At 75.2% G+C, this 20,714-nt stretch carries 19 protein-coding genes; 9 read left to right on the top strand and 10 right to left on the bottom strand.

Annotation, left to right across the window (positions count from 1 at the left end; genetic code table 11):
* Window positions 1-18 precede the first annotated feature (18 nt).
* Together ACFPZN_RS47470 and ACFPZN_RS47465 are read left to right on the top strand one after the other, a co-directional pair.
* On the top strand, window positions 19-1,059 hold the full coding sequence (locus tag ACFPZN_RS47470; protein ID WP_378290201.1) for a glycosyltransferase family 2 protein: 1,041 nt from the start codon (window positions 19-21) through the stop codon (window positions 1,057-1,059).
* An 86-nt stretch (window positions 1,060-1,145) separates the two neighbouring features.
* Complete coding sequence (locus ACFPZN_RS47465) at window positions 1,146-2,045, top strand: hypothetical protein (protein ID WP_378290183.1); 900 nt, start codon at window positions 1,146-1,148, stop codon at window positions 2,043-2,045.
* A 13-nt stretch (window positions 2,046-2,058) separates the two neighbouring features.
* Here the strand turns inward: ACFPZN_RS47465 and ACFPZN_RS47460 are convergent, their stop codons facing one another.
* Window positions 2,059-2,862, bottom strand: a complete 804-nt coding sequence (locus ACFPZN_RS47460) for a glycerophosphodiester phosphodiesterase (RefSeq protein WP_378290181.1) — start codon at window positions 2,860-2,862, stop codon at window positions 2,059-2,061.
* The gene (gene ispD / locus ACFPZN_RS47455) at window positions 2,859-3,584 is read right to left on the bottom strand and encodes a 2-C-methyl-D-erythritol 4-phosphate cytidylyltransferase (RefSeq protein ID WP_378290179.1); all 726 of its coding nucleotides are present in this window, start codon (window positions 3,582-3,584) and stop codon (window positions 2,859-2,861) included. The genes ACFPZN_RS47460 and ispD overlap by 4 nt, the downstream gene beginning before the upstream one ends.
* 148 nt (window positions 3,585-3,732) lie before the next feature.
* Here ispD and ACFPZN_RS47450 point away from each other — a divergent pair, with 148 nt between their 5' ends.
* The 6 genes from ACFPZN_RS47450 to ACFPZN_RS47425 all read left to right on the top strand — a co-directional run bounded on the left by ACFPZN_RS47450 (window position 3,733) and on the right by ACFPZN_RS47425 (window position 9,578).
* Window positions 3,733-5,259, top strand: a complete 1,527-nt coding sequence (locus ACFPZN_RS47450; RefSeq protein ID WP_378290177.1) for a CDP-alcohol phosphatidyltransferase family protein — start codon at window positions 3,733-3,735, stop codon at window positions 5,257-5,259.
* Entirely contained in the window at window positions 5,256-5,951 is a 696-nt protein-coding gene (locus tag ACFPZN_RS47445; RefSeq protein ID WP_378290175.1) for a DUF5941 domain-containing protein, read from the top strand. The genes ACFPZN_RS47450 and ACFPZN_RS47445 overlap by 4 nt, the downstream gene beginning before the upstream one ends.
* Window positions 5,948-6,679: a phosphocholine cytidylyltransferase family protein gene (locus tag ACFPZN_RS47440; RefSeq protein WP_378290173.1), complete on the top strand. Its 732-nt coding sequence runs from the start codon at window positions 5,948-5,950 to the stop codon at window positions 6,677-6,679. The genes ACFPZN_RS47445 and ACFPZN_RS47440 overlap by 4 nt, the downstream gene beginning before the upstream one ends.
* A 111-nt stretch (window positions 6,680-6,790) precedes the next feature.
* Window positions 6,791-7,846 carry an iron-containing alcohol dehydrogenase family protein gene (locus ACFPZN_RS47435; protein ID WP_378290199.1) on the top strand — a complete coding sequence of 352 codons (1,056 nt, stop codon included), beginning with the start codon at window positions 6,791-6,793 and terminating at the stop codon, window positions 7,844-7,846.
* A gap of 19 nt (window positions 7,847-7,865) precedes the next feature.
* Entirely contained in the window at window positions 7,866-8,696 is an 831-nt protein-coding gene (locus ACFPZN_RS47430; protein WP_378290197.1) for a CDP-alcohol phosphatidyltransferase family protein, read from the top strand.
* Entirely contained in the window at window positions 8,697-9,578 is an 882-nt protein-coding gene (locus ACFPZN_RS47425) for a glycosyltransferase family 2 protein (protein ID WP_378290171.1), read from the top strand. It abuts the gene before it with no gap.
* 10 nt (window positions 9,579-9,588) lie between these two features.
* Here ACFPZN_RS47425 and ACFPZN_RS47420 read toward each other — a convergent pair whose 3' ends face one another.
* The 6 genes from ACFPZN_RS47420 to ACFPZN_RS47395 form a co-directional block, all read right to left on the bottom strand.
* On the bottom strand, window positions 9,589-12,063 hold the full coding sequence (locus ACFPZN_RS47420) for a HelD family protein (protein WP_378290169.1): 2,475 nt from the start codon (window positions 12,061-12,063) through the stop codon (window positions 9,589-9,591).
* A 161-nt stretch (window positions 12,064-12,224) separates the two neighbouring features.
* Window positions 12,225-13,001 (bottom strand): SDR family NAD(P)-dependent oxidoreductase, encoded by a 777-nt coding sequence (locus ACFPZN_RS47415; protein ID WP_378290167.1) that lies wholly within the window; start codon window positions 12,999-13,001, stop codon window positions 12,225-12,227.
* Window positions 12,998-13,762: an acetoacetate decarboxylase family protein gene (locus tag ACFPZN_RS47410; RefSeq protein WP_378290165.1), complete on the bottom strand. Its 765-nt coding sequence runs from the start codon at window positions 13,760-13,762 to the stop codon at window positions 12,998-13,000. The genes ACFPZN_RS47415 and ACFPZN_RS47410 overlap by 4 nt, the downstream gene beginning before the upstream one ends.
* Before the next feature lie 32 nt (window positions 13,763-13,794).
* The gene (locus ACFPZN_RS47405; protein WP_378290163.1) at window positions 13,795-14,349 is read right to left on the bottom strand and encodes an SRPBCC family protein; all 555 of its coding nucleotides are present in this window, start codon (window positions 14,347-14,349) and stop codon (window positions 13,795-13,797) included.
* A gap of 74 nt (window positions 14,350-14,423) precedes the next feature.
* Window positions 14,424-16,115, bottom strand: a complete 1,692-nt coding sequence (locus ACFPZN_RS47400) for a serine/threonine-protein kinase (protein WP_378290161.1) — start codon at window positions 16,113-16,115, stop codon at window positions 14,424-14,426.
* 105 nt (window positions 16,116-16,220) lie between these two features.
* Complete coding sequence (locus tag ACFPZN_RS47395) at window positions 16,221-16,826, bottom strand: HD domain-containing protein (protein ID WP_378290159.1); 606 nt, start codon at window positions 16,824-16,826, stop codon at window positions 16,221-16,223.
* 84 nt (window positions 16,827-16,910) lie between these two features.
* On the opposite strand from ACFPZN_RS47395, the gene ACFPZN_RS47390 reads away from it, so the two are divergent.
* Window positions 16,911-19,046: an outer membrane protein assembly factor BamB family protein gene (locus ACFPZN_RS47390; RefSeq protein ID WP_378290157.1), complete on the top strand. Its 2,136-nt coding sequence runs from the start codon at window positions 16,911-16,913 to the stop codon at window positions 19,044-19,046.
* A 37-nt stretch (window positions 19,047-19,083) separates the two neighbouring features.
* Here the strand turns inward: ACFPZN_RS47390 and ACFPZN_RS47385 are convergent, their stop codons facing one another.
* Together ACFPZN_RS47385 and ACFPZN_RS47380 are read right to left on the bottom strand one after the other, a co-directional pair.
* Complete coding sequence (locus tag ACFPZN_RS47385; protein ID WP_378290155.1) at window positions 19,084-20,256, bottom strand: glycosyltransferase family 4 protein; 1,173 nt, start codon at window positions 20,254-20,256, stop codon at window positions 19,084-19,086.
* Between the two features lie 215 nt (window positions 20,257-20,471).
* The coding region (locus ACFPZN_RS47380) for a UDP binding domain-containing protein (RefSeq protein WP_378290153.1) at window positions 20,472-20,714 on the bottom strand (243 nt) is incomplete at its 5' end.

Here is a 20,714-nt window from a genome sequence, read left to right as displayed (position 1 = left end):
AGAGCCCGCGACTCCGAGATGAATCCCTCTTCTTCCCGCGCGCAGAGCGCCCCGCAGCCCGGCACCACGGACCGCACCTGGCCCGCGGTGTCGGTGGTGATGCCGGTGCTGAACGAGGAGCGGCACCTGACCGACGCCGTCCGCCGCATCCTGACCCAGGAGTATCCGGGCGAACTGGAGCTGGTCCTGGCGATCGGGCCGTCCCGCGACCGCACCGAGGAGATCGCCGCCCGGCTGGCCGCCGAGGACCCGCGGATCGTGGTGGTGGCCAACCCCACCGGCCGCACCCCGCAGGGCCTCAACATCGCCATCAAGGCCTCCCAGTACTCGATCATCGTCCGGGTGGACGGGCACTCGCTGCTGCCGGTCGACTACGTGCGGGCGGCCGTGGAGACGATGGAGGAGACCGGCGCGGACAACGTCGGCGGGATCATGGCCGCCGAGGGCGTCACCCCGTTCGAGCAGGCCGTGGCGCGGGCGATGACGTCCAAGATCGGCGTGGGCAACGCGCGGTTCCACACCGGCGGCGAGGCCGGCGAGGTCGAGACGGTCTACCTGGGCACCTTCCGGCGCAGCGCGCTGGAGCGGGTCGGCGGGTACGACGAGACGTTCGTGCGCGCCCAGGACTGGGAGATGAACCACCGGATCCGGCAGACCGGCGGCCGCGTCTACTTCACCCCGCGGATGCGGGTCACCTACCGGCCCCGGCCCGACCTGCGGGCCCTGGCCAAGCAGTACTTCCACACCGGGCGGTGGCGGCGCGTGGTGGGCCGCGAGCACCAGGGCACACTGAACCTGCGCTACCTGGCGCCGCCGCTGGCGGTGGTGGCGATGGCGGCGGGCGCGGTGGCCGGGGCGTTCGGGTTCTGGCCGGGCTGGATCGTCCCGGGCGGGTACGCGCTGGCGATCGTGGCGGGCGCGGCGGTCGAGGGGCGCGGGCTGCCGGTGTCGGCCTGGCTCCGGCTGCCGCTGGTGTTCGCGACCATGCACCTGTCGTGGGGCGTGGGCTTCCTGACGAGCCCGCCCGGCCTGGGCCAGCCGACTCCGGCCAAAACGTGACAACTGGGGCGAACCGCTCGGCTCGGCGCCGCGTCTGAGGTTACGTTGGACGGGAGCACCCCGTCCGGCGTGCCGAGGAGGTGCCCATGTCCAGCGGCGCACGCCACGGGCTCGGTGCGGTGATCGGGTTGGTCGTCACCCCGCTGATCGCCCTGAGCCTGATGTACGCGACCCACCGGGCCGGGCTCTACACCCGGAACTTCATGGACCCGCCCTGGTCCGACCGGCTGATCTCGACGGGGCTGTTCCTGTTCGCCGCGCTGCTGCTGGGCCTGGTGATGGGCTCCAGGCTGTCGCCGCTGGCCTCGCTGATCCCCGGCCTGGCGTTCGCGAGCATCGGCCTGCTGTGGATGGCCGCCCCGATCTTCAGCGCGCAGCACACGCTCGGCGTGCTGCCACGCGAATTCGACCGCGCCTACATGGTGCTCGCCCCGTACGGCGTGCTGCTGGTGCTCGGCGCGGCGCTGCTCGTGGCGTCGCTGCCGCCCTCGCGCTGGCGGGGTGCGCGCGCGCCGTCCAGGCCGTCCAGGCACGGTGCCCCGGGCGCGCCGATGGGGCCCGGCCTTCCTCCGCCGCAGGGAGCGGTGCCTGGCGGGGCCGTGGGTGCGGTGCCGGGCGGGGCCGTCGGGGCGGTGCCCGGCGGTGCCGTGGGTGCGGTGCCGGGCGGTGCCGTGGGTGCGGTACCTGGCGGGGCTGTCGGGGCGGTGCCCGGTGGGGCCGTCGGGGCGGTGCCGGGCGGGGCTGCGGGGGCGGTGCCGCAGCCGCAGCCGTACGGCCCGCCGCAGGGCGCGGTGCCGTTCGCGCCGCCTGGCGGCCAGGCGCCGCCCGCGGGCCCTCCGGCTTCGCGTCCGCCGTCGGGAGCGGTGCCGTTCGGCTCCGACGACGAGCGTCCCGAGCCCCAGCGCGGCTCCGGCGGGCAGCAGCCCGGCGAGTGGACGCAGATGTACGGCGGCGACGACCTCCGCGGCGGCCAGGACAAGCGCTGACGGATCGCCCCGGCTAGACCCCGGCTTCGGCCTCGGCCCCTGGGACGGCGTCCGTCCCGGGGGCCTCGCCGAGCACGCGGACGACCCCGGGCACGTCGTTGACCACCAGCGCGTCGAAGCCCGCCGTGGCGTAGTCGGCGACCCCCTCGGCGGGCGGGCACCAGGCCAGGATCTCCAACCCGGCCTTGTGGGCCACGTCCACGCAATGCTCCAGCGGACGCAGCCGCGTGTCGGGACGGTCGAACCCGCACGAGGCCGTGTGCACGCCCACCGCCTGCAGGCCGAGGCCCGCGGCGGCCGGAATGCCGTGCCACAGCGGGAACCGGTGCCAGGTCAGCAGCCCCAGCGGCACCCCCCGCAGGTTGTCGCGCAGGTGCGCCAGCAGCGACGGGTCGAACGAGGTGACCAGCAGCGGGCGGCGCCGCGCCTCCCGCTCCAGCACCGGCAGCAGCAGCGCGCCGGTGCGCCGGGACGGCTCGTCGACCGCGTCCTCCAGGATCGTCTTGACGTCCACGTCCACCGGAACCTCCGGCGGCAGCGCGTCGAACACCTCGGCCAGCAGCGGCAGCCCGGTGGCCTCGGCCGTGGTGTCGACCAGGAACGCGCCCTCGGCGGTCGTCGGGTCGTGCCGCAGCACCAGCGCGTCGTCGGCGGTGCGGGTGACGTCGATCTCGATCCAGGACGCCCCCGCCGACAGCGCCGCCAGCAGCGAGGGGACGGTGTTCTCCGCCACGGTGCCGGTGCCGCCGGGCGCGGCGAGGTCGCCCGAGCCCAGTCCGCGGTGCCCGATGACGGCGGGCCGGTTCTCGAAGATCACGTGGCCTCCGGGGGGTCGGTGGCGGCGGGCGTCCGGGCCAGATGCTCGGCCAGGACGATGTCGAGGGGGTGGGTGACCTTGAGGTTGCGCTCGCTGCCCTCCACCACCCTGATCGGCACGTCCGGCAGGTACCGGTGCACGATGCCGCAGTCGTCGGTCGCGCGCAGCTCCGGATCGGCCAGCGCCAGCGCGTAGGCGGCGCGGACCGTGCCGAGCCGGAACCCCTGCGGCGTCTGGAACCGGCACAGCGACGCGCGCGGCGGCATGCCCGCGACCAGGCCGTCCTCGTCGACCGCCACGATCGTGTCGGACGAGGGCACGCCCACCGCGACGGCGTCGTACCCCTCCAGCGCGTCCAGCACACGGCCGATCACCGCGGCGTCCACGAACGGCCGTGCGGCGTCGTGGAACAGCACCCGGGCCGTGTCCGGGTGCCCCTCCAGCGCCCGCAGCGCCGCGACGGTCGAGGCGGTGCGGGTGTCGCCGCCCTCGACGACCCCGCCGACCTTGCCGAAGGGGGCGGCCAGCGCGGCGGCGGTGCGCAGGTGCCCGGCGGCCATCACCACCAGGACCGTGTCGACGCCGGGATGGGCGTCGAACGCCGCGATCGCGTGCGCCAGGATCGGCCGCCCGCCGACCTCGATGAGCTGCTTGGGCGCCGGCGCGCCGACACGCTGGCCGATCCCGCCCGCCAGCACCACCGCGATGGTCTGCTCCGCCATGATCCCCATCTCGTCGCGTAGGGTGATGAGATCGCTACGCTGGGCAGTCGTCCCTGCTCCCCGCCGTGTGCGGTCCGGGGGGAGACCTGTCGATCACTGTCCGGAAAATCCTTCGTGTCCTATCTTCTTTCCGCGGTCGGAGGCGCCGATGACCATCGCGTTGATCATCGCGACCGGGCGCGTCCGCGGGCGGCCCGATCCGGGTCCCGCGGCCGCCCTGCCGTACCGGATCCGGCCGGGCGAACCGGCCGATCCGCCGACGCTGCTGGCGCGGCTGTGCGACCGGCTGGCCACGCTCAACGTACCGGACGTGCGGGTGATCGGTCGTCCCCGCGGAGCCTCCGCGCTGCGCGCGGACGGGCATTTCGTCACCGAGTGCGCGGACCCGGCCGCCGATCTCCGGGAGATCGCCCGGACGGCCCGGCTGGCCGAGGAGCCGGTCGTGGTGCTGCCCGCCGACCTGGTCGCCGACGACGCCCTGCTGGAACGGCTGCTGTACGGCTCGGGCGGGCCGGTCGTGGCGGTGACCGTCCCGGCCGCGCGGGCGGGCGCGCACGGGACCGCCGGGGTACGGGTGTCCAGGGGCCGGATCGTCGCCGTGGACACCGGGGCCGGCGCCTTCACCGGCCCCGACGCCTGGACGGGCTCCGCCGCGCGGGTCAACGCCGCGTCCCCCGGGATGCTCCGCTTCGACCCGTCCCGGGCGGCGGAGGTGGCGGACGTCGCGGAGGGCCTGGCCGGCCGCGACCCGAGCCTGACCGGCGCGGGCGCGGACGGTACGCTCCGCGGCGACGCGCTCGTCGCCCTCCTCGCCGGGCTGGTCAGGGCCGGGACGCACGTCGCCGACCGCCCGGCCCGCGGCCTGGTCTGCCGCCGCGCCGCCGACCCGGCCGCGGTCGCCGAGGCGCGCGCGGAGCTGGACTACGCCGACGGCGAGGGCGCCCGGCTGGCGGCGTCGGTCAAGCGCGACGACGGCTTCTTCGCCACGTTCGCGGTCAGCGCGTACTCGCCGTACATCGTCCGCTGGGTCGCCGCCCGGGGCATCACGCCCGACGCGGTCACGGCCGCGTCCGTCGCGCTGGCGCTGCTGGCGGCGCTGTGGTTCTCCGGCGGCACCCGCGCCGGGATGGTCACGGGCGCGGTGCTGCTGTACCTCGCGTTCGTCCTCGACTGCGTGGACGGGCAGCTCGCCCGCTACACCGGCCGGTTCTCCGCGCTGGGCGCCTGGCTGGACGCGGTGTCCGACCGGGTCAAGGAGTACGCGGTGTACGCGGGCCTGGCGATCGGGTCCACGGCCGCGGCGGCGGGCACGTCCGCGCACGGCGGGGACGTGTGGGCGCTGGCGATGGCCGCGCTGATCCTGCAGACCGTCCGGCACATGATCGACTTCTCGTACCAGGCCCATACCGGCGCGGACGGCGCGGACGGGGACGGCACGGTGGCGCGCTGGTCCGCCCGGACGAGCGGCGTCCGCCCCCTGCACTGGGCCAAGAAGATCCTGGTCCTGCCGATCGGGGAGCGCTTCGCCCTGATCGCCCTCACCGCCGCCTTCACCGACGCCCGCGTGACCTTCCTCGCCCTCCTGATCTGGGGAGGCGTGGCGACCGCCTACACCCTGGCCGGACGAGTCCTGAGGACCATGACAGCGACCATGACGGCGGGAGGCACCCCATGAACGTGGTCACGCGGGAGCCCGTTCCCGTCCCTGTGCCGAGGGCGGGGGCCGTGCGGAACGCGCTGCCGCTGTACCGGGACGACGGGCCGATCTGCCTGGGGCTCGGCGCGCTGGTGCGCGGGCAGCTGCCGCCGCTGCCCGGGGCGCTGGTCGCGCTCGCCGCCGGCGCCCTGCTGCTGGCCGCCGGGATCGGGGAGGAGCGCACCACCGCGCTGTTCGCGCCCGTCGTGGCGCTGCTGCTGACCGGACCGGCCGCCGGACATCCCCATCACGGGAGGTTCGACTGGCTTGTCCCTCCCGCGATCCGCGCGATCGAGTATGGTTACCTCGCCGCACTGGGGTTCGCACAGGGCGTGGCCGCACCGCTGGTCTACGTGCTGATCGCGGTCCTGGCGTACCACCACTACGACATCGTGTACCGCACCCGCCAGGGGTTCCGGCCGCCGGACCGGCTCTTCCGCGCCGGGCTGGGCTGGGACGGCCGGATGCTGATCGTGGCCCTCGCGGGCCTCACCGGTCTTCTCCCGTTCGCGTACGCTGCACTCGCCGTCTACCTTGGCGTGTTGTTCGTGACCGAGAGCGCCGCCACGTGGGTGCGTGTCGGGCATGCCGGCGGGCGCGCCGGTGCGCACGGTGCCGGTGCCGGTCGCGGCGACGGCGTTATCGGCGACCTGGAGGACGAGAAAGCATGATCGGCATGGTGCTGGCGGCGGGCGCGGGCCGGAGGCTGCGGCCCTACACCGACACTCTCCCCAAGGCGCTGGTCCCCGTCGACGGCGAGACCACCATCCTGGACATCGCGCTCGGCAACCTCGCCGAGGTCGGGCTGACCGACGTGGTGATCGTGGTCGGCTACCGCGCGGAGGCCGTCGAGGAGCGCAAGGCGGGCCTGGAGGAGCGCTACGGCGTCTCCCTCACCCTCGTCCACAACGACAAGGCCGAGGAGTGGAACAACGCCTACTCCATGTGGCTGGCTCGGGAGCACTTCTCCAAGGGCGTCCTCATGGTCAACGGCGACACGGTGCACCCGGTCGGGGTGGAGAAGACACTATTGTCCAACCGCGGCCCGGACATCCTGCTGGCGGTGGACAACGTGAAAACACTCGCCGACGAGGAGATGAAGGTGACCCTGGACGCCGGGGGGCGGCTCCAGCGGATCACCAAGCTGATGGACCCGGCCACGGCGTACGGGGAGTACATCGGCGCCACCCTGATCGAGCCCGCCGCGGCCGAGCCGCTGGCCGACGCCCTGAAGACCACCTGGGAAGGGGACCCCGACCTCTACTACGAGGACGGGTACCAGGAGCTGGTCAACCGGGGCGGCGCCATCGCCGTGGCCCCGATCGGCGAGGTCGAGTGGGTCGAGGTCGACAACCACGACGACCTGGAGAAGGCCCGCCGGATCGCCAAGGGCTACTGATCCCGAAGGCCCGGTGAGCCGTACGGCGGCGGGCCGGGCCTCCCCCGACGACCGGACGTCCCGACCGACGATCCGAGCGAGGAAGTCTCCCCTATGCCCTTGCTGACGCGGATGCTGACCGCCCCGCTGTCCATCGATGTCCGGCGCGGGGCGGTCGCCGCCCTGGGCGATCTGCTGGCCGACCGGCGGATCGCCACCGAGGGGCGGGTGGCCATCGCCGTCGGCCCCGGCCAGGGCGACCAGATCGCCGAGCATGTGCGGCCCTCCCTGGACGCCTGCGAGGTGTTCCAGGTCGAGGGCGGCACCGTCGACGCCGCGGTCAGCCTCGGCGCCAAGCTGCGCGCCGGATCGTACGAGGCGGTGGTCGGCATCGGCGGCGGCCGCACCATCGACGCCACCAAGTACGCCGCGACGCTGGCCGGCATCCCGATGGTGTCGGTCGCCACCAACCTGTCCCACGACGGCATCTGCTCTCCGGTCGCCTCCCTCACCCACGACAAGGGCAAGGGGTCGTTCGGGGTGGTGATGCCGCTGGCGATGGTCGTCGACCTCGACTACGTGCGGGCCGCGCCCGAGCGGCTGGTGCGGGCCGGGGTCGGCGACGTGGTGAGCAACTTCTCGGCGGTGGACGACTGGCTGCTGGCCGCCGACGAGTGCGGCGAGCCGGTCGACCGGATGGCGCTGACGGTGGCCCGCACGGCCGCCGAGGCGCTGCTGCACCAGCCCGAGTCGATCGAGTCCGACCGGTTCCTGACCGTGCTGGCCGAGGGGCTGGTGCTGTCGGGGATGGCGATGGCGTTCGCGGGCTCGTCCCGGCCGTCCAGCGGCGGCGACCACGAGATCCTGCACGCGATCGACCAGCTGTTCCCGGGCACCGCCAACCACGGTGAGCTGGCCGGGATCGGCGCCGCGTTCTGCTACCACCTGCGCGCGACCCGGCTGGGGGCGGGCGCGGAACGGCTGGCCGAGGTGACGGCGTGCCTGCGGCGGCACGGGCTGCCGGTGCTGCCGGGTGATGTGGGGCTGACCGCCGAGCAGTTCGCGGAGGCCGTGCGGTATGCCCCGCAGACCAGGCCCGGCCGCTATACGATCTTGGAGCATCTCGGCCTGGACCAGGGCGCGATCCTCAAGGCGGTGGAAGAGTATGTCGAAGCCCATGGCGACTGAGCTCCCCGAGATGCCCGAGATGCCCGGTCCGGGGGACGACCAGCGGCCGTCCCGGCGCACCGCGAGCGTCGCCGACGTGCGGCGGTGGGGGCAGCCGCCCGGCCTGAAGGACCGGCGCAACGAGGAGCACTGGGCGGGCCGCCTCTACATGCGCGACCTGTCGCCGTACTTCGCCTGGCTGGCGATGCGGCTGGGCTTCAGCCCCAACCAGCTCACGTACATGATGATGGCGTGCGGCGTGGCCGCCGGCGTGGTGGTGTCGCTGCCCGCCGCCGGGACGGGCGCGCTGTGGACGGCGCTGGGCGGCGCCGTGCTGATCCAGGTGTACCTGCTGCTGGACTGCGTGGACGGCGAGGTCGCCCGCTACCTGCGGCAGACGTCGGTCGCCGGGGTGTTCCTCGACCGCATCGGCCACTACCTGTCCGAGGTGTCGCTGCTGATCGGGCTGGGGTTCGCCGCGCAGGGCGGCTGGACCAGCGGCGGCTACACCGAGCTGGGCCTGGTCGCGGCGCTGGGCGCGGCACTGATCAAGGCGGAGACCGACAACGTGGTGGTGGCACGGGCCAAGTCCGGGCTGACCGCCGACCCGTCCGGCGGCGACCGGGCGCTGCGGCCCCGCTCCACCGGGATCGCGCTGGCCCGGCAGGCCGCGTCCATGCTGCGCTTCCACCGCATCATCGGCGCGGTGGAGCTGTCGCTGCTGATCCTGGCGGCCGCGGCGATCGACGTGGTCCTCGGTACGGAGACGCCCGCGGCGATCCGGGTCCTGACGGTCGCGGTCGCGGCCGTGGCGGTCGTGCAGACGCTGCTCCACCTGGTGAGCATCCTCGCCTCCCGGAGGCTCAAGTAGATGAAACTCTCGGTCGTGGTGCTCACGATGGGCAACCGCCCGGAGGAGCTGGCCCGCGCCGTCCGCAGCGCGCTGGAGCAGGAGCACGTCGAGGTCGAGGTCGTGCTCGTCGGCAACGGCGTCGACCCGGTCGGCGAGCAGGGCGGTGAGGCGCCGTTCGACGACGAGCGGGTCAAGACGCTGCAGCTGCCGAAGAACGTCGGGATCCCGGCGGGGCGCAACCGGGGCGTGGAGGCGTCCTGCGGCGATGTGATCCTGTTCCTGGACGACGACGGCTGGTACCGCTCCACCCGCCTCGGAACCTACCTGCGCGACCGGTTCGCCGCCGACCCGGGGCTGGGCGTGATCTCGTTCCGGGTCCGCGACCCCGAGGGCGGGCGCGGCGAGCGGCGGCACGTGCCGCGGCTGCGGGCGGGCGACCCGGAGCGGTCGTCGGAGGTCACCACGTTCCTCGGCGGCGCCTGCGCGATCCGCCGGGCCGCGTTCGACGCCGGCGGCGGCCTCCCGGAGGACTTCTTCTACGCCCACGAGGAGACCGACCTGGCCTGGCAGGTCCTCAACGCGGGCTACCGGATCGTGTACGACTCGTCCGCCGTGATGTTCCACCCGGCGGTGCTGCCCACGCGGCACGACATGTTCTACCGCTACAACGCCCGCAACCGGGTGTGGCTGGCCCGCCGCAACCTGCCGTGGACGATCGGGCTCACCTACCTGGCCGTGTGGGTGGCGATGACGCTGCTGCGGGAGCGCAGGCCGAGCGCGCTCAAGCCGTGGTTCAAGGGGTTCGCGGAGGGGTGGCGCAAGCCCGCGGGCCCGCGCCGCCCGATCTCCTGGCGGACGGCCTGGCGGATGACCCGCACCGGCCGCCCCCCGATCATCTAGGGGCCCCGGGTCAGGCGCCCGTGAGGGTGTCGTACCAGGTGGGGTCGGCGGTGAGGACGGTCAGGTGCTGGGTGGCCCGGGACACGGCCACGTACAGGACGCGCAGCCCGCGCGGCGACTGGGTCGCCACCGTCTCGGGCGCCACGATCACCGCGGCGTCGAACTCCAGGCCCTTGGCCTCCAGGACGTCGAGGATCTGGACGCGCTCGGGGAGCCCGGCGGCGCGCAGGTCGCCGATCGCGGGGTCGCCGGTCGGGAGGATGAGCCCGATCGTGCCCTCCACCCGCTCCAGCAGCTCCTCGACGGCGTCGCGGGCGGCGGCCGGGTGCCCGGGCCGCGGCAGCACCCGCACCACCGGGTCGATGCCCGACTCGCGGACGGCGCGGGCCGGATGGGCGCCGGGCAGCGCCAGCTCCAGCACCCGGGTCGCCACGGCGGCGATCTCGGTGGAGTTGCGGTAGTTGGTGGTGAGCTCGTACTCGTAGCGGGCGCGGCGCGGGGACGGCTTGCGGCGGCGCGCCCGGGAGCGCCCGCCGCGTGACCGGCCGCGGCCGCCGGAGGAGGACGCGGGGTCCTCGGCGCCGAGCGCGACGTCCATCGCCGTGCGGGCGGCGTCGAGGTCCTCCCAGGCGCTCTGCGCCGGGTCCTCGACGACCGTCCAGCTGGCCTGGCGGCCCCGGCGGCCCAGCATCCGCCACTGCATGGGGGACAGGTCCTGGGCCTCGTCGACCACGATGTGGGCGTACTCGGGGCGCTCCTCGACCACGCCGTCGTCGACCCGGCGGGATCGCTCCAGGCGCTCGATGGAGGTGGTGAGCTCCTGCATCTCCGGCGTCCAGTCGTCGTCGGCGACGTCCTCGCCGGTGAGGATGTTGACGCCGTCCACGACGAACGGGTCGTCCTCGGCCGGTGCCGGGCGGCGGCGGGACGGGCGCGGCGGGGAGCCCAGCAGCGCGTCGAGCTCGTCGAGCAGCGCGATGTCCTGGTAGCTGAGCACCGGGCCGGGGCCGCGGCCGTCGCCGGCGGTCTCCTCGGGGGCGAGGGCGCCGGCCCAGGCGCCGGCCAGCAGCCGGACCTCGCTCCGGTCGAGGTCGCGCCCGGCGGCGCGGCGGAGCCGCTCCGGGTCGCCGAGAGCGCGCAGCACCTCCAGCGGGCGGCGCAGCGGCCACCAGGCGACCAGGAAGTCGGTGAAGGCGCGCTGCTCGCGGACCCGGGCCAGGAACTGCGTGCGCATGGTGTCGCCGCCGCCGTTGGAGGACGCGGCGCCGCCGGCCGGGACCGGCGCCTCCGGCTCGTCGATGGCGGCCAGCCCGTCGGCCGCGAGCAGCGCGTTCCAGACGCTGAGATCGCCCTCGGCGGCGGTCGCCGCCGCCTCCGGTCCGCCCAGCGCGCGGAAGGCGTCCCACAGTGCGTCCAGCAGGGCCTCGGCGGCGCGGCCCCGGGCGGCGTTGACGCTGCCGCGGCTGCGCCGGTGCACCTCGTTGCGGATCTTGTCGAGCCGGGCGCGGTCGAGCCGGACGACCACGCCCTTGTAGACCACGCGCAGCTCGTCGGGCGCCCCCGGGGCGTGGTCGGTGACGGCGCGGCGAAGGATCCGCCCCATCGCCTCCGCGCCCTTGAGCCGGGCCAGTTCGGGGGAGTCGTGCACGGTGCCCGTGACGCCGTCCACCAGGTCGCCCAGGGACCGGAGCGTCGCCGAGCCCTCGCCCAGCGACGGCAGGACCCGCTCGATGTAGGCGGTGAAGCGGCGGTTGGGCCCGACCACCAGCACGCCGCGCGACCCGAACCGGCGGCGGTGCCGGAACAGCAGGTAGGCGACCCGGTGCAGCGCCACCGCGGTCTTGCCGGTGCCGGGTGCGCCGCGGACCAGGACGGTGCCGTCGGCGGGGGCGCGGATCACCTCGTCCTGCTCGCGCTGGATCGTGGCCACGATGTCGCGCATCGCGCCCTCGCGGGTGCGCGCCAGCGAGGCCAGGAACGCGCCGTCGCCGACCACCGTGAGGTCCTCGCCGGCGGACGGGTCGAGCAGGTCGTCCTCCAGGTCGACCACGGTGTGCCCGCGCGAGTGCAGCACCCGGCGGCGGATCACGCCGCGCGGGTCCTCCGGGGTCGCGCGGTAGAAGTCCTCGGCGGCCGGGGCGCGCCAGTCGATCACCAGGGAGTCGTGGTCGGGCGTGCGGACGCCGATCCGGCCGACGTAGCGGACCTCGCCGCCGGCGGCCAGATCGAGGCGGCCGAACACCAGGCCGTCGTCGGCCACGTCCAGGGCCTTGGCGCGCATCGCCGCCTGGTGGACCATCGCGTCCCGGTCCACCAGCGACGCCTTGGTGCCGGCCAGCGACTGCCGGTAGCCCTCGCGGATCATGGCCTGGGCCTCGGCGCGCATCTCCTCCAGCCGCGCGTACGCCACGTCGACGTGGCGCTGCTCGGCGGCGATCTCGCGGTCCTTGACCGTGGCCGGCCGACCCTTCACCTGGGACGACATGCAGGCTGCTCCCTACCGTCCGTGGACTCCCCGTGCGGGTGCCCCTTCACCCGCCCGGGCGAAAGAGACAGCTTATTCGGTCCGCGTACGGTTACCCGAAATCGCGGGTCCGACCCGTCCCGGGCGGGGCCGGGGGCGGTCAGGGCCCGGCCGCCCCCGGCTCAGGACGGGGCGGTGACCCGGCTCAGGACGCGGTCCATCAGGCCCGGCGCGTACCGCTGGGCCAGGACGGTCGCCCTGGTCAGCGGGTCCGGGAAGACGTAGAGGCCGCCGTCGCGCCGGAGCGAGCGGTCGACCGCGTCCAGGACGGTCCGCGGCGGCATGCCCTTCATGTTGCCGGTGGCGGCGGGGTCGGCCGCGGCCGCCTCCCGGAAGCCGGGGGTGTCCACCTGGCGCGGGCACACCACCCGGATGCGCACGCCGCTGCCGGCGTGCTCGCGCCGGACGGTCTCGGCGTAGGCGTTGACCGCGGCCTTGGCCGCCGCGTACGCCGACGACCCGGCCACCGGCACCCAGGAGGCCAGCGAGGAGAACAGGATCAGCTCGCCCCGGCCGCGCTCCAGCATGCCGGGCAGCGTGGCGCGGACGACGTTGACGGTGCCGAGGTAGCCGATCCGCAGGACCCGCTCGACCTCGTCCAGCGGCTGCTCCAGGGCCGGGACGAGCGGGCCGATCGCGGCGGCGTGCACGACCCGGTGCGGCGCCCCGGTCTCGGCCACCACGGTCGCGACGGCCGCGGCGTCGGCGACGTCGCAGGCGCGGACGTGGGTGTTGGGCGAGCGCAGCGCGGTGCGGGCCAGGCCCTTCTCGTCGAGGTCGGTGGCGACGACGTCCCATCCGGCGGCGGCGAGCCGCTGGGCGGCCAGCGCGCCCAGCCCGCTCGCGGCCCCGGTGACCAGCGCGGTCCGGCGCGGCCCGGTGATCTCCTCGGAGCTCACGGCCCGACCTCCTCGGCCTCGGCGAAGCTCATCGTCAGGTGCGCGACCGTGCTGGTGCTGAGCGGGCGGGCGCGGTGCAGCCCGATCTCCCGCAGCTCGTCGGCGACCGGGTGGTCGCCGAGCGTCACGCGGGCGCCGCCGGGACGCACCCGCACGCCCGACGCCCGCAGCGTCCACGGCGTGCGGCGGGTCGTGCCGTCCAGGCAGGAGTACGCGCTGACCTCGGGCGCGGCACGTCCGGCGGGCACCGGCAGGCCCGGCTTGACGGCCACCTCGATCGCGCTGCGCCCGCCGAACCGGACGGCGCACCGCTTGATCCGCCCGGACAGGTCCATGGGGATCTCCGCGAGCTCCTTGGGAAAGCCCCAGATGGACCGGCCCGCCTCCAGGGTGAACTCCTGGTTGACCGGCAGCCAGTGGATGAACGCGCCGACGTCGCGAAGGCCGCGGAGGCCGTTGAGGTCCGTCAGGCCGCCCGGCGCGCTCTCGTGCGGTCCTTCGCGCGGCGGGCGCACCAGGAAGGCGACGGCGAACTCGTGGTACGGGCCGAGATCGCCGTCGGCGTAGCGGATGAACGCCAGCGAGCAGACCGCCCGTCCCGGGAACGGCTCGACCACCTCGAGACCGGAGTAGGCGATCACGGCCTGTGCCGGGGCGGCGGGCACGGCGAACATGGCCGAGGCCACGGCGGCGTCCCGGATCCGCACCGGCATGGCGACCCGCTCGCCCTGGATCACATGCGCCTGGGTCCCTGTCGTCACATCCCTAAGTAGAACAGGTTCTTATTTTGCTGTCACGCCCCGGGGTCCGCCGGGCCCTCCCGGTCCCCCTCGACGGCCGTCCGCACGCGCTCCAGCGTGGCCCGCATGCCCTGCCGGTTGAGCTCGGCGCGGCGCTCGGCGGGCACCCCGGTGAACACCCGCCCCAGCAGCGAGACGAAGCGGGCGCCGCGCTCGTCGCGGCGCAGGTCGCGCCAGTACTCGGTGAGGCGGGTCGAGCCGTCGCCGATGTCCTCCACGCGGTAGCCCCACAGCGCGACCGGCACCCGGAAGCTCGAGACCCGGAAGGCGAAGTTCTCGGCCGGGACGGCGGCGGTCACGCGCGCGTCGGTGAACCACACCCGCCAGCCGATCCGGTTGAAACCGGTGAACGTGGTGCCGGGCCCGAAGCCCGGCGCCCCCGGCCCGGAGGCGCCGTCGGCGGCGACCGGGCGGCGCCGGCGGATCCAGACCGCGAACAGCTCCGGGCTCCAGCGGGTCATCCGGCGCGGGTCGGCCACCGCCGCGTACACGGCCTCGGGCCGCGCCCGCACGACGACGCTCTCCTCGGCCACCCATTCGCGTTCCATGCCGGAATCCTGCCGCATGACCGTTGGGTCACAACAGGGCCGGGATCACAGGGACACGATCACGGGGACCACGATCACAGGGACAGGCGGACGCCCTTGCTGGAACCGCTCGCGTGCAGCTCCAGCGCGCGCGGGACGAACCCAGGCGGCACGTCGTACAGCAGCACCCCCGTGAACGAGTCGGCGCTCTGCAGGGACTGGACGCTCACCTTCGTCTTCGGCCCCGGCGTCCCCCGGAACAGCATGACCGCGCCGTGCTCGTTCTCCGAGGCGTCCAGCAGCCGCTGGCTCGCGGGGTCCAGCACCTGGGCGGAGACGCTCGTGTTGGTCACGGTGAACCGGACCTGGCACAGCTTGCCGTCCCGGGCCGTGACGCCCTTCACCTTGACGCCGCACTCCGGCGCCTTCGCCTCGAACGACAGGTCGCCGTCCTTGGCGGGCCTGCCGAACTCCGCCGTGACCGGCTCGTTCCTGTCCTGGTAGTAGGCCAGGCCGCCGATCGCCGCCGCGGCCAGGACCAGGAACGTGACCGCGCGCCGCACCCAGAGGTTGATCCGGACGCGCCGGAGGACCTTCGGGTCGACCGGCGGCGCGGGCGGGGGCGGCGGCAGCGGCTCGGACGGGGGCGTCCACAGCGGCAGGTCCTCCAGACGCCAGTTGGCGTCGACGGAGTGACTGGCCGCCGCAAGGATGTCGAACGGTGGCGGGTCCGCGTCCTGCCCGCCCGGACCTTCCGGACCTTCCGGCCAGCCCGGTCCACCTGCGCCGCCCGCGCCGCCGGGGCCGCCGGAGCTGCGGGGGCCGATGGGGCCGACGGAGACGGCGCCCACGCGTCCCGTCCCTGGCCGCGCTCCCGCGGGGTCCGCGCCTCCCGCGGGCCCGCCGCCCGGCTGCGCGGCGGCCGGTGAGCCGCCCACCAGGGCCAGCAGGAGCTGCTGGGCCGTGGGCCGCATCACCGGCTCGGGCGCCAGCGCCCTGGAGACCAGCGTCCGCAGCGGGTCGGCGAGGTCGCCGAGGTCGTACAGGTGCTGCTGCGCCCGGTAGGCCATCACCAGCGGGTCGCCGGCCGAACGCTCATCGGCGCCGCCGAACGGGTGCCGCCCCGTTCCCGCGAACGCCACCAGGCAGCCCCACGCGAACACGTCCCCGGCGGGGGAGACCTCGCCCGTCCGCACCTGCTCCGGCGAGATCCAGCCGGGCGACCCGACGACGGAACCGGAACGGGTGTGCCCCGACCGCTCCCCGACGCCCCGCGCGATCCCGAAGTCGATCACCCGGGGACCCGAGATGGACAGCACCACGTTCGCCGGCTTGAGGTCGCGGTGCACCAGCCCCACCGAGTGGATGGCCGTCAGCGCCGCCGCCACGCCCACCGCGACGCCGTGCAGGGTGCCGGACGGCAGCGCCCCGTGCCGCCTGATGTGCTCGGAGAGCGGGGCGCCCTCGACGTACTCGGTGACCAGGTAGGGACGGCCGCCGTCCTCGCCGTGGTCGAGCACCGCGGCCGTGCAGAAGGAGGCGACCTGCCGGGCGTGCCGCACCTCGTCGTGGAAGCGGGCCAGGTAGGTCTCGTCGGCGGCCAGCTCGGGCCGGATCACCTTGATCGCGACCTGCCGTCCGTCCCGGTCCGTCCCGAGGTACACGGCGCCCATGCCGCCCTGCCCGAGCATCCCCAGCAGCGGGTACGGGCCGATGGCGGCGGGATCTCCGGTGCCGAGGGGGCGCGTCCCCGCCGGGAGCCCCTCGCCTTGCCTGTCTTCCTGCACTGGGCGTGTCCCTCCGGCCCCCGGCGGCCGCCCCGTCCGCGCCCGTCTCCTCCGGTATCGAGGGGCTCAAAGTATCGGATGCCGACGGAATCGGGCGCCCGGCCGTCAGCGGAGGTGGGCGAAGCGCTCCCGCCAGGCGGCGTACCACGACGCGAACCACGGGTGCCCCTCGGCGAGCGGGAGGACGTAGGTGATCGTCTCGGCGTAGTAGCGGCGCTGGAAGTCGGGCGGCATCTGGTCCAGGCGCTGGACGTTGCTCACCCGGTCGGCCAGCTTCACCGCGACCGCCTCGGGCGGGGCGTCCCGCAGCCGCCGCAGGTACGCCGCCTTGGCCGCGCGCTTGGCCTGCCGTCCCATGCCGTCCGTGGGAGGCTTGGTGACCCAGTCCACCAGCTCGGCCACCCGGGGGCCGAACTCCTCCTCCACCTCCGCGACCGTCGCGCCGGTGTCCTCGACGGTGTCGTGCAGCAGCAGCGCCGACAGCACCTCGGGGTCGGTCTCGCCCGCCCCGCGTACCATCGCCTCCAGCGCCTCCACCAGGTGCTCCATGTAGGGGACGCCGGTGGGCCGCTTCTGGTCGCCGTGCCAGCGCAGGGCCGCGGCGGCGGCCCGGTCCAGCCGCTCCAGCGCGGGCGGATCGAGGGTCCCGTCCGACTCCAGGGCGGCGCGCGCCTCGGGCCAGGTCCGCCAGGTGATGAAGATGTCGTCCACGGGATGCTCCGTTCTGGTCCGGCCGTGTCGCGCGGGCGCCCGGCACAGGGCATGGTGGGAGTCGTTCGCTGAGCAAGGTACGGGATGGAACGGGAGGGAGGCGGCCGGGACGTGGTGGGCGGCAGACGGCCGCCCCGGGAGGGAACCGGGGCGTCCGGCAGGGGACGGCTGGCGCTGGGAGTGCTCTCCGGCGTGCTGGTCGTCACCGTCGTCGCCGTGATGGCCGGCCGTTTCGTGCTGCAGGCCGAATGGTGGCAGGTCCGGCACAGCGTCACCGCCGCGCCGGTCGCGCCGCAGGCCGCGCTCGGCCCGCCGCCCGGCCCGCTGGCGGTCAGCTGGCAGCGGTCGGCGCAGGTGCGGCGCGGCACGCTCGCCGGGCACGGCAGCGTCGCCCACGAGCTCGCGCAGGGCCAGGTCGTGACCGCCTCGGGCCGCGGCCTTGAGGTCCGCGACGCCCGCACCGGCACCGAGCGCTGGAGCTACCGCCGCACCGGCTGGACGCTGCTCGGCTGGTCGACCACCCGGTCCCGGCTGGTCGGCTACTTCGAGCGCACCGGCCACCGCGGCGAGCGGCAGACGGTGGGCTTCGACGCTCTGTCGGGCGGAGTGATGTGGCGCCGGGCCGGCGCCGAGCGGCCCGCCGCGGCGACCCGCACGACGCTGCGCTGGCCCGGCGGGTCCGGCGTGGTGCTGACCACCGACGAGGAGCGCCGGACCCTGTACGGCCGCTCCGCCGACGACGGCGGCAAGCGGTGGACGCGGGAGCTGCCCCCCGGATGCCGCCTGTTCGAGGACGCCTCGCACGCCTCCGACGGCGTGGAGGAGCTGTCCGTCCTCGCCCTCGACTGCGAGGGCCGCAGCCGGCTGGTGGCGGTCGAGCCGTCCGGCGGCCGGGTCCGCTGGATCCGCTCGCTCGGCTCCCAGGAGTCGCCCGAGGTGCGGGTGCTCGACGGCGCGACGCTCGCGTTCGACGGCACCGCGCTGCGCGCCTACGACGAGGACGGCGCCCAGATCGGGGTCTGGAACGGCGACGAGGTCTGCGGCGACGCCATGTGCCCGGCCGTGGTCGTGCGGGGCCGGCTGATCGTGGCGTACCGGCCCGGCGGCGGCCGCGAGGAGCGCCGCCGGCACGCGGACCGGAACCGGGGCGCGGACGCGGGCCCGGCCGGGAGCGCCGGAGCCGGGCGCGACCGGGGGCGGCTGGAGTCGGTCGAGGTCTCCTCCGGCCGCTCGCAGTGGACCCGCGACGTCCCCGGATACGCCGCCGTCGCCGAGGCGGGCGGGCGCGTCTACGCGCTGCGGCCCAGGCTCGACGAGCGGCTGCTGCCCGCCGGGGTCGACGTCCTGGACCCCGCCGACGGCACCGCGACGACCGTGCCGGCGCCGTTCGCGATGGACCCGGCGCTGAGCGGGGCGCGGCCGTGGCTGGCGGCGGCCGGGGGCCTGCTGTACGCGGCCGTCCCGGAGGCGGCGCCCAGGCCGACCGGCTCGGCCCGGCTGGTGGCGCTGCGCGGCGGCTTCGCCGGTCCGGGCCCCGCCGAGCTGGGCGGGGTCGCCGAGGCCGACTGGCCGGACGCGTGCGGCCTGCTGAAGGCCCCCGACCTGGCCGACGCCCATCTGGACGGCGAGTACACGACCAAGCCGGGACGCGCCGGATTCGGCGACGTCCGGCTGCCGCGCCCGGTGACCTGCACGTACGAGATCGAGGGCGCGGACCTGATCGAGCAGCCCGGCCCGGCCGACCCGGACGAGCGGGACCGCGACCTGCCCGGGGACACCGTCCCGTCCGCGTCCCCGGGGTCGCCCGTCCCGTCGGCGAGCGGATCGCCCGGGACCGGGGGGCCGGTGCCGTCCGAGCGGGGGCGGCCGGGCGACTCCGGCTCGGCGAAGCCGCGGACGTCGGCGAGCCCCCGGCGCACGGCGAGCCCGGACGGGCGGGAGACGGGGTGGGGCAAGCGCGGCCTGACGGTGACGGTGAAGTGGGTGGCGCCCAGCGCCCCGACCGCGTCCGCGCTGCTCCAGACGCTGCAGGCCACCCAGTCGCAGACGCGCCGCCGCACCGACATCGGCGGCGACGAGGCGTACGAGATCGGCCCGACGGCCGGGACGATCGCGCTGCGGGTCGACCGCTACATCGTGATGGTCGACGCCACGCAGCCGCCGGGCGCGGCGACCCGGCTGGCCCGCGCCATCGCCGGCCGCCTGCCGCACACGCGCTAGACCCCGGACCGAGGTCTCAGTACGTGGGACCGAGGTCTCAGTACGTGCCCTCGGCGGCGGCGCGGTCGATCAGCGGGTCGTCCATCAGGGGTTCGCCCACCCGCGGCTCGTCGATCCGCACCGCCGAGCGGCCCGCCCAGGCCTCCAGCTGCGCCACGAACCGCGCGGCGTGCACCGGCCAGTGGTAGTGCGCCAGGGCCGTCTTGTAGCCGTTCCGGGCCAGGTCGTTGCGGAGCTCAGCGTCGGCGCGCAGCTTGCGCACCGCGTCCGCCGCCGCGGCCGGGTCGCCGAACGGCACCACCAGCCCGCTCTCGGCCGGCTCCACGATCTGCACCGCGGGCGGGTTGGGCGTGGTGATCACCGGGATCCCGCGGGCCATGTACTCCACGACCTTGGTGGGCATCGAGTGCCGGTAGTTCGGCTCGTCGTGCAGCAGCGCCAGGCCCGCCGTGGCGCCCTCGGTGATCCGCAGCGCCCGGTCGTTGGGCACGAACCCGTACCAGCGCAGCACCCCCTCGCGCTGCGCCTCGCGCAGCGCGACCCGGACCGGGGCGTCGGCGGCGCCGATCAGCTCCACCATGACGCCCTCGGGCGCCAGCAGCCGAGCCATCTCGATCATGTCCAGGGCGCCGCGGGCGATCGACAGGTGCCCGACGTAGACGATCCGGTTGTCGTCCGGCAGGCGCGGGGGCTCCTCGGAGACGTAGGTGGTGTTGGGCACCACCGGGTGCTCCAGGCGGAACCGCTCGCGGTAGCCCTCCTCGGCGAGCAGCAGCCGGTGCCGCCGCTCGGTGCGCGACTCCAGCCGCCGCACCAGCGGCCGCAGCACCGGCCGCGCCGGGCCGGGCACCCAGCCCTTGGCGGTGAGCGCGGCGGCGGTGTCCTCGTGCACGTCCCACACGACCGTGCGGCGCCGCACCGAGCGGGGCAGCCCGACCAGCAGTTCGGGATCGTGCAGCAGCACCACGTCCGCGTACGCGGAGTGCTCGACCAGCACCCGGTGCGCGGCGCGCAGCGCGCGCAGCCGCCGCCGGCCCGTGGCCCGGGGCACGTCCACCGGGCTGATCTCCCGCCAAGGGGTCACATTGCACGCGCGGAAAGGCGCGATGTAAGTGACCTCATGGCCCGCGTCGAGCAATGACCGGATCTGCCGGTGCAGAATCCGGGCATCCTCGGGGTGGTGCACGACCGTGCAAACGCAGACCCGCATTCCACTCACTCCGGATGGGTGCCGAAAATCTCCCGAGCTGGATTCTGTGCGCGCTGTGGAAATTGCAGATGAATCCCGCCTGTCCGGACGGTGCACGGCGCCGGTCGGCGTCACTCTGGGGGGACGACCCCCCAGACCCCCCGGCAACGGCTCAGCCGACATTCCTCGCTCCGCTGCGGATGTCGGCTGACCGGGATCGCGTGTCGCGGGTCGCGTCACAGGAGTTCGACGGTCTCGCCCCGGGACGCCCTCGTCCGCCCCCTGGTGTCGAACAGCAGCCGCGAGTGCCGCGCCAGCGTCTCGGCGTCGTACGCCGAGTGGTCGGCCAGCACGATGACCAGGTCGGCGGCTTCGAGTGCGGCGGGCAGGTCGGTGCCTGCGGTGGGGATGGGGGTGTCGTCGACGTGCCAGGTGGTGACGTAGGGGTCGTGGTAGGTGAGGTGGGCGCCCAGGCGGGT

It is taken from the genome of Actinomadura rugatobispora (assembly GCF_042656285.1).
Taxonomy (GTDB): domain Bacteria; phylum Actinomycetota; class Actinomycetes; order Streptosporangiales; family Streptosporangiaceae; genus Spirillospora; species Spirillospora rugatobispora.
This window is presented reverse-complemented; position numbering and strand designations above follow the sequence as displayed.

Excerpts from the sequence above, each read along its gene's own strand:
- ispD (WP_378290179.1), bottom strand. The coding sequence starts at position 3,584 with ATGGCGGAGCAGACCATCGCGGTGGTGCTGGCGGGCGGGATCGGCCAG.
- ACFPZN_RS47440 (WP_378290173.1), top strand. The coding sequence starts at position 5,948 with ATGATCGGCATGGTGCTGGCGGCGGGCGCGGGCCGGAGGCTGCGGCCC.
- ACFPZN_RS47450 (WP_378290177.1), top strand. The coding sequence starts at position 3,733 with ATGACCATCGCGTTGATCATCGCGACCGGGCGCGTCCGCGGGCGGCCC.
- ACFPZN_RS47420 (WP_378290169.1), bottom strand. The coding sequence starts at position 12,063 with ATGTCGTCCCAGGTGAAGGGTCGGCCGGCCACGGTCAAGGACCGCGAG.
- ACFPZN_RS47435 (WP_378290199.1), top strand. The coding sequence starts at position 6,791 with ATGCTGACCGCCCCGCTGTCCATCGATGTCCGGCGCGGGGCGGTCGCC.
- ACFPZN_RS47430 (WP_378290197.1), top strand. The coding sequence starts at position 7,866 with ATGCCCGGTCCGGGGGACGACCAGCGGCCGTCCCGGCGCACCGCGAGC.
- ACFPZN_RS47445 (WP_378290175.1), top strand. The coding sequence starts at position 5,256 with ATGAACGTGGTCACGCGGGAGCCCGTTCCCGTCCCTGTGCCGAGGGCG.
- ACFPZN_RS47390 (WP_378290157.1), top strand. The coding sequence starts at position 16,911 with ATGGAACGGGAGGGAGGCGGCCGGGACGTGGTGGGCGGCAGACGGCCG.
- ACFPZN_RS47425 (WP_378290171.1), top strand. The coding sequence starts at position 8,697 with ATGAAACTCTCGGTCGTGGTGCTCACGATGGGCAACCGCCCGGAGGAG.
- ACFPZN_RS47470 (WP_378290201.1), top strand. The coding sequence starts at position 19 with ATGAATCCCTCTTCTTCCCGCGCGCAGAGCGCCCCGCAGCCCGGCACC.
- ACFPZN_RS47385 (WP_378290155.1), bottom strand. The coding sequence starts at position 20,256 with ATGCGGGTCTGCGTTTGCACGGTCGTGCACCACCCCGAGGATGCCCGG.
- ACFPZN_RS47465 (WP_378290183.1), top strand. The coding sequence starts at position 1,146 with ATGTCCAGCGGCGCACGCCACGGGCTCGGTGCGGTGATCGGGTTGGTC.
- ACFPZN_RS47405 (WP_378290163.1), bottom strand. The coding sequence starts at position 14,349 with ATGGAACGCGAATGGGTGGCCGAGGAGAGCGTCGTCGTGCGGGCGCGG.